3 protein-coding genes and 1 rRNA gene are annotated in these 4,942 nt (G+C 72.9%); 1 reads left to right on the forward strand and 3 read right to left on the reverse strand.

The genetic code is table 11. The annotated features are described in order from the left end of the window. Positions 1–314 precede the first annotated feature (314 nt). Complete coding sequence (locus tag ACWF9Z_RS32840; RefSeq protein WP_453608481.1) at positions 315–1,508, reverse strand: HAD-IIA family hydrolase; 1,194 nt, start codon at positions 1,506–1,508, stop codon at positions 315–317. Between the two features lie 113 nt (positions 1,509–1,621). Here ACWF9Z_RS32840 and ACWF9Z_RS32845 point away from each other — a divergent pair, with 113 nt between their 5' ends. After that, the gene (locus tag ACWF9Z_RS32845; RefSeq protein ID WP_453608483.1) at positions 1,622–2,893 is read left to right on the forward strand and encodes a DUF1015 family protein; all 1,272 of its coding nucleotides are present in this window, start codon (positions 1,622–1,624) and stop codon (positions 2,891–2,893) included. 76 nt (positions 2,894–2,969) lie between these two features. Here ACWF9Z_RS32845 and ACWF9Z_RS32850 read toward each other — a convergent pair whose 3' ends face one another. After that, positions 2,970–3,857: a hypothetical protein gene (locus ACWF9Z_RS32850; protein WP_453608503.1), complete on the reverse strand. Its 888-nt coding sequence runs from the start codon at positions 3,855–3,857 to the stop codon at positions 2,970–2,972. A gap of 798 nt (positions 3,858–4,655) precedes the next feature. Next, positions 4,656–4,772, reverse strand: a 5S ribosomal RNA gene (gene rrf / locus ACWF9Z_RS32855). Positions 4,773–4,942 lie beyond the last annotated feature (170 nt).

Consider the following 4,942-nt stretch of genomic DNA (forward strand, 5'->3'; position numbering starts at 1 on the left):
CGGGGGGGGGGTGTTCCTTCGGGGGGCCGCCGGGGGTTTGGCCCCCCCGCCCCCCCCGCGCGCCCCCCGGGGGGGGCGCCCCCCGCGGGGGGGGGCCCCCGGGGGGGCCCCCGCGGGGGGCGGCGACCGGCGCCGCGCTCTGTTCGGGGGGACTCTCGACCAACACGCAAGTTAGGTTAGCCTAATCTTGCCTTGCTCGAATCCCCCGAACGGCCCCCGTCCCGGGGCCGTGGGGGGGGGGGGGGGGCCGCGGCCGGCCCGCCCCCCCCCCCGGCGCGGCGGCGCCCCTGCGGCAACCCCGGTTCCGGCGGCCCCTACAGCCCCAGCCTGGCCAGCGCCTTCCCCGCGTCCAGCCCGCACGAACCGTCCCCGGCGTGCGTCCAGGCCGCCGCGCACAGGGCCCGCAGTCCGTCGACGGCGTCGTCGTGCGTTCCGGCGTCACCGGCACCGCCGTCCCGCGCGCCGTCCCGCGCCCCGCCGTCCTCGCCCCGCAACTCCAGTACGCCGTCCCGCGCGACCGCGGTCCAGCGGCCGCAGCGGAAGCCCGCGGCGGGCGCCTCGGCGCCGTCCGCCCGGCTGCCGTCCGCCGCGCTGCCGTCCGCCCCGCTGCCGTCCGCCCCGCCGGTGTCCGCCGCGCCGCCCACTGCCCCGTCGCCGACCGCCACCACCTCCGGCTGCCCGGTCAGCATCCCGCGCAGGTCCCGGTCCACGTACGTCGGCCGGTACTTCGGCTCGGCCCGCAGCAGCTGCGCCGCGTCCGTCACCCCGGTCAGGACCAGCAGTGAGTCCACGTCCCCGTTGAACGCGCCCTCGATGTCGGTGTCCAGCCGGTCGCCGACCACCAGCGGCCGCTTCGCCCCGGTCCGCAGCACGGTCTCCCGGTGCATCGGGGGCAGCGGCTTCCCGGCCACCTGCGGCTCGGCGCCCGTGGCGATCCGCACCACCTCCACCGCGGCCCCGTTCCCCGGCGCGATCCCCCGCGCCCCCGGAATGGTCAGGTCGGTGTTCGAGGCGTACCACGGCACCCCCCGGTTGATCGCGTACGAGGCCTCCGCGAACCGCCCCCACGGCAGGTCCGGCCCCCCGTAGCCCTGGACCACGGCCGCGAGCCCCTCCTCCTCGGCGGAGTCCACGGGCACCAGCCCGCGCTCGCGCAGCGCGACCCGCAGCCCCTCGCCGCCGATGACCAGCACCTTGGATCCGGGCTCCACCTGCTCCGCGATCAGCCGCGCCACCGCCTGCGCGGAGGTGATCACCTCGCCGGCCTCCGTGGGGATCCCGAGCTCGCTCAGGTGCTCCGCGACCGCGTCCGGGGTGCGCAGCGCGTTGTTCGTGACGTACGCGAGGTGCATCCCGTCGGCTCGCGCCGCCGCCAGCGACTCCACGGCGTGCGCGATGGCCTCGCCGCCCGCGTACACCACCCCGTCGAGGTCGAGCAGGGCCGTGTCGTACGCCTGGTGCAGATTCCGCTCACTGCCCGCGGGACTGGTCCTGCTCTGCCGGGTCATGGTGTCCGCTCCTCCTGGGGCCCTCCCAGCGCCGGCTGGGGGAGATCGATCTTGTCCGGTTTCCGTACTGCCCCGATCATCCCGCATGACGAGACGCGTCTTACGATGCACCAATGACCACATCTGGCACCGCGGACCATGGACTGCGGCTGATGCCGTTCCACGGCCTGCGCTATGTCCCCGAGCGCGTCGGCAGCCTGGCGGCCGTCACCTCACCGCCGTACGACGTGGTCGTGCGCCCCGACGGACTCGACCACCTGGAGTCCGCCGACCCCCACAACATCGTCCGCCTGATCCTTCCCCAGGCCGACACCCCCGCCGCACGCAACCAGCAGGCGGCGCGCACGCTGCACGACTGGCTCGCCGAGGGCGTCCTCAGCGCCGACCCCGAGCCCGCGCTCTACGTCTACGAGCAGCGCAAGGGCGGTCTGCTGCAGCGCGGGCTCATCGGCGCCCTCGCCCTGTCCACCCCGGACGCGGGCATCGTCCTGCCCCACGAGGACGTCATGCCCCACGTGGTCACCGACCGCGCCGGCCTGATGCGGGCCACATCGGCCAACCTGGAACCGCTCCTCCTCACCTACCTCGGCGACGACCCGTCCGCGGGCGCGGCCGCGGTCGTCGAACGGACCGCGCGGCGGGCCCCGCTGTTCTCCACCACCACCGAGGACGGCTTCCAGCACCGCCTCTGGTCGGTCACCGATCCGGCCGACCTGGCCGCCATCACCGCGGACCTGGGCGACCGCCAGGCCCTCATCGCCGACGGCCACCACCGCTGGGCCACGTACCTGCGCCTCCAGGAGGAGCACGGCTCCCCCACCGCCTGGGACTTCGGCCTGGTCCTCCTCGTGGACACCGCCCGCTATCCGCTCCAGGTCCGCGCCATCCACCGGCTGCTCCGCCGCCTCCCCCTGCGCGACGCGCTGGCCACCCTCGAGGGCCACTTCCGGGTCCGTCCGGTCGACGGCCCGCTGCCGCTGGCCATGGAGGTCCTGGAGGAGGCCGCGGAACGCGGCAACGCCTTCCTCCTCACCGGCGACGGCACCTTCCACCTGGTCACCGACCCGGACCCGGCGCTCATCGCCCGTACGGTCCGCCGCGACCGCCCCGAGGCGTGGCGCCGGCTCGACGCCACCGTGCTCCACGCGACCCTGCTCGACACCCTCTGGGGCGTCCCCGACACCCCCGACCAGATCGTCTACATCCACGACACCGAGGCCACGGTCGAGATGGCGGAGCGGATCGACGGCACGGCGGTCCTGATGCACCCCGTACGGGAGGCGGTCGTCCGGGACCTGGCCCGCCAGGGCGTGACGATGCCGCGCAAGTCCACGTCCTTCGGCCCGAAACCGGCCACCGGCCTGGTGCTGCGCAGCCTGGACTGACCGGGCCGGCCCATCGGGTTCCGGATACGCGAAAGGGCGGTACCCCCACCGGGGGTACCGCCCTTTCTCAGCTCACTCAGCCCTGGTCGCGGTCGTCCTCGTCCAGGACGACGACCTCGTCGGTGAGGTCGACATCGGCGTCGCCGACGGCGTCGCCCTCGTACTCCTCGTCGTCCTCGTCGTAGTACTCGGCCTGGTCGGAGGCACGCTCCGCGGCGACGACCTCGGGGTCGTCGTCGTCCTCGTCCTCGTCCTCGTCGTCGAACTCGTCCTCGACGTCGCGGTCGGCGTCCGGGGCCTCGTCGCCGTCGACGTCGCCGTCGACATCGACATCGACGTCGTCATCGTCGGCGGCGTCGACGAACTCGACCCCGTCCAGCTCGGCGAGCCGGTCGGAGGCGTCCGTGGCCCCGTCCTTGTCGGCCTCGAGGGTCTTGGCGAACCACTCGCGCGCCTCGTCCTCACGACCGGCCGCCAGCAGGGCGTCCGCGTAGGCGTACCGCAGACGCGCGGTCCACGGCTGCACGGAGTGGGAGGCCAGCTCGGGGCTCTGCAGGGTGACGATGGCCGCGTCGAGCTGGTCCATGTCCCGGCGGGCACCGGCCGCGACCAGACGCATCTCGACCTGGCCGGCCTTGTCCAGCTTCTGCACCTCGGGCTCGCCGGCCATGGTCAGCGCCCGCTCCGGACGGCCGAGACCGCGCTCGCAGTCGGCGATGACGGGCCACAGCTCCACGGAACCGGTCATCCGCTTGGCGGCGCGGAACTCCGCGATCGCCTCGGCGTACTTCTGCGTGGCGTACGCGGCGAAGCCGGCGGCCTCGCGCACGGCGGCGACGCGGGAAGCCAGACGCAGGGCGATGCGCGAGTACGCGTACGCCTGCTCCGGGTCCTCGTCGATCAGCCGGGCCACCATGACCAGGTTCTTGGAGACTTCCTCGGCCAGGCCCTTGGGCAGGCTCAGGAGCTCCTGACGGACATCCGAGTCGATCTCGAAGCCGGTGACGTCCTCGTCGATCGGGAGCCGCTTGACCGGGTCGCGGTCCGCGCGGAAGTCACGGTCGCCGCCACGGTCGTCACGACCGCGGAAACCACCGCGATCGCCGCCGCCACGGTCGTCACGACGGGGGTACGAGGGGCGGTCGCCGCCACGGTCGTCGCGACCGCCGCGGTATCCACCACGGTCGTCGTCACGGCGGGGGTAGGACGGGCGGTCGCCGCCGCGGTCGTCACGGCCGCCGCGGTATCCACCACGGTCGTCGTCACGGCGCGGGTACGACGGACGGTCGCCACCGCGGTCGTCACGACGCGGGTACGAGGGACGGTCGCCACCACCGGTGGGACGGCCACCACGGTCGTCATCACGACGGGGGTAGCTCGGACGGTCCCCGCCACGGTCGTCGCGACGCGGGTACGAGGGACGGTCCCCACCACCGGTGGGACGGCCACCACGGTCATCACGGCGGAAACCGCCGCCGGCCGGCCGGTCACCACGGTCATCGCGACGGAACGGCGGACGGTCGCCGCCACGGTCGTCACGGCCCCCGCGGTAGCCGCCCCTGTCACCGCCGTCGTTGCGCCGAGGCTCGCGCTCCGGACGATCGTCGGGAGAGTTGGACATGGGTGTGACTCCTGTCTTCGGGGTACCGCTAGTCATTCTCGCGCAACCAACCCATGGCCGCGCTTCGGCGTAAAGCTTTGGAAAACAAAAAAGACCCCTGGTCCAGCGTTGAACGCTGGACCAGGGGTCCTTTGAAAAATTGTTCGGCGGCGTCCTACTCTCCCACAGGGTCCCCCCTGCAGTACCATCGGCGCTGAAAGGCTTAGCTTCCGGGTTCGGAATGTAACCGGGCGTTTCCCTAACGCTATGACCACCGAAACCCTAATCGGTTTCGAGCGAACAAGCACACTTTGTAGTTATGTTCTAGCTCTAGAAACCAGCAACGGTTCGTTGCTTCAGAACTAACACAGTGGACGCGAGCAACTGAGGACAAGCCCTCGGCCTATTAGTACCAGTCAGCTCCACCCGTTACCGGGCTTCCACATCTG

The organism is Streptomyces sp. NPDC054961, assembly GCF_053609145.1.

Coding starts and splice junctions, on each gene's coding strand:
- ACWF9Z_RS32840 (WP_453608481.1), bottom strand. CDS start 1,508: ATGACCCGGCAGAGCAGGACCAGTCCCGCGGGCAGTGAGCGGAATCTG.
- ACWF9Z_RS32845 (WP_453608483.1), top strand. CDS start 1,622: ATGACCACATCTGGCACCGCGGACCATGGACTGCGGCTGATGCCGTTC.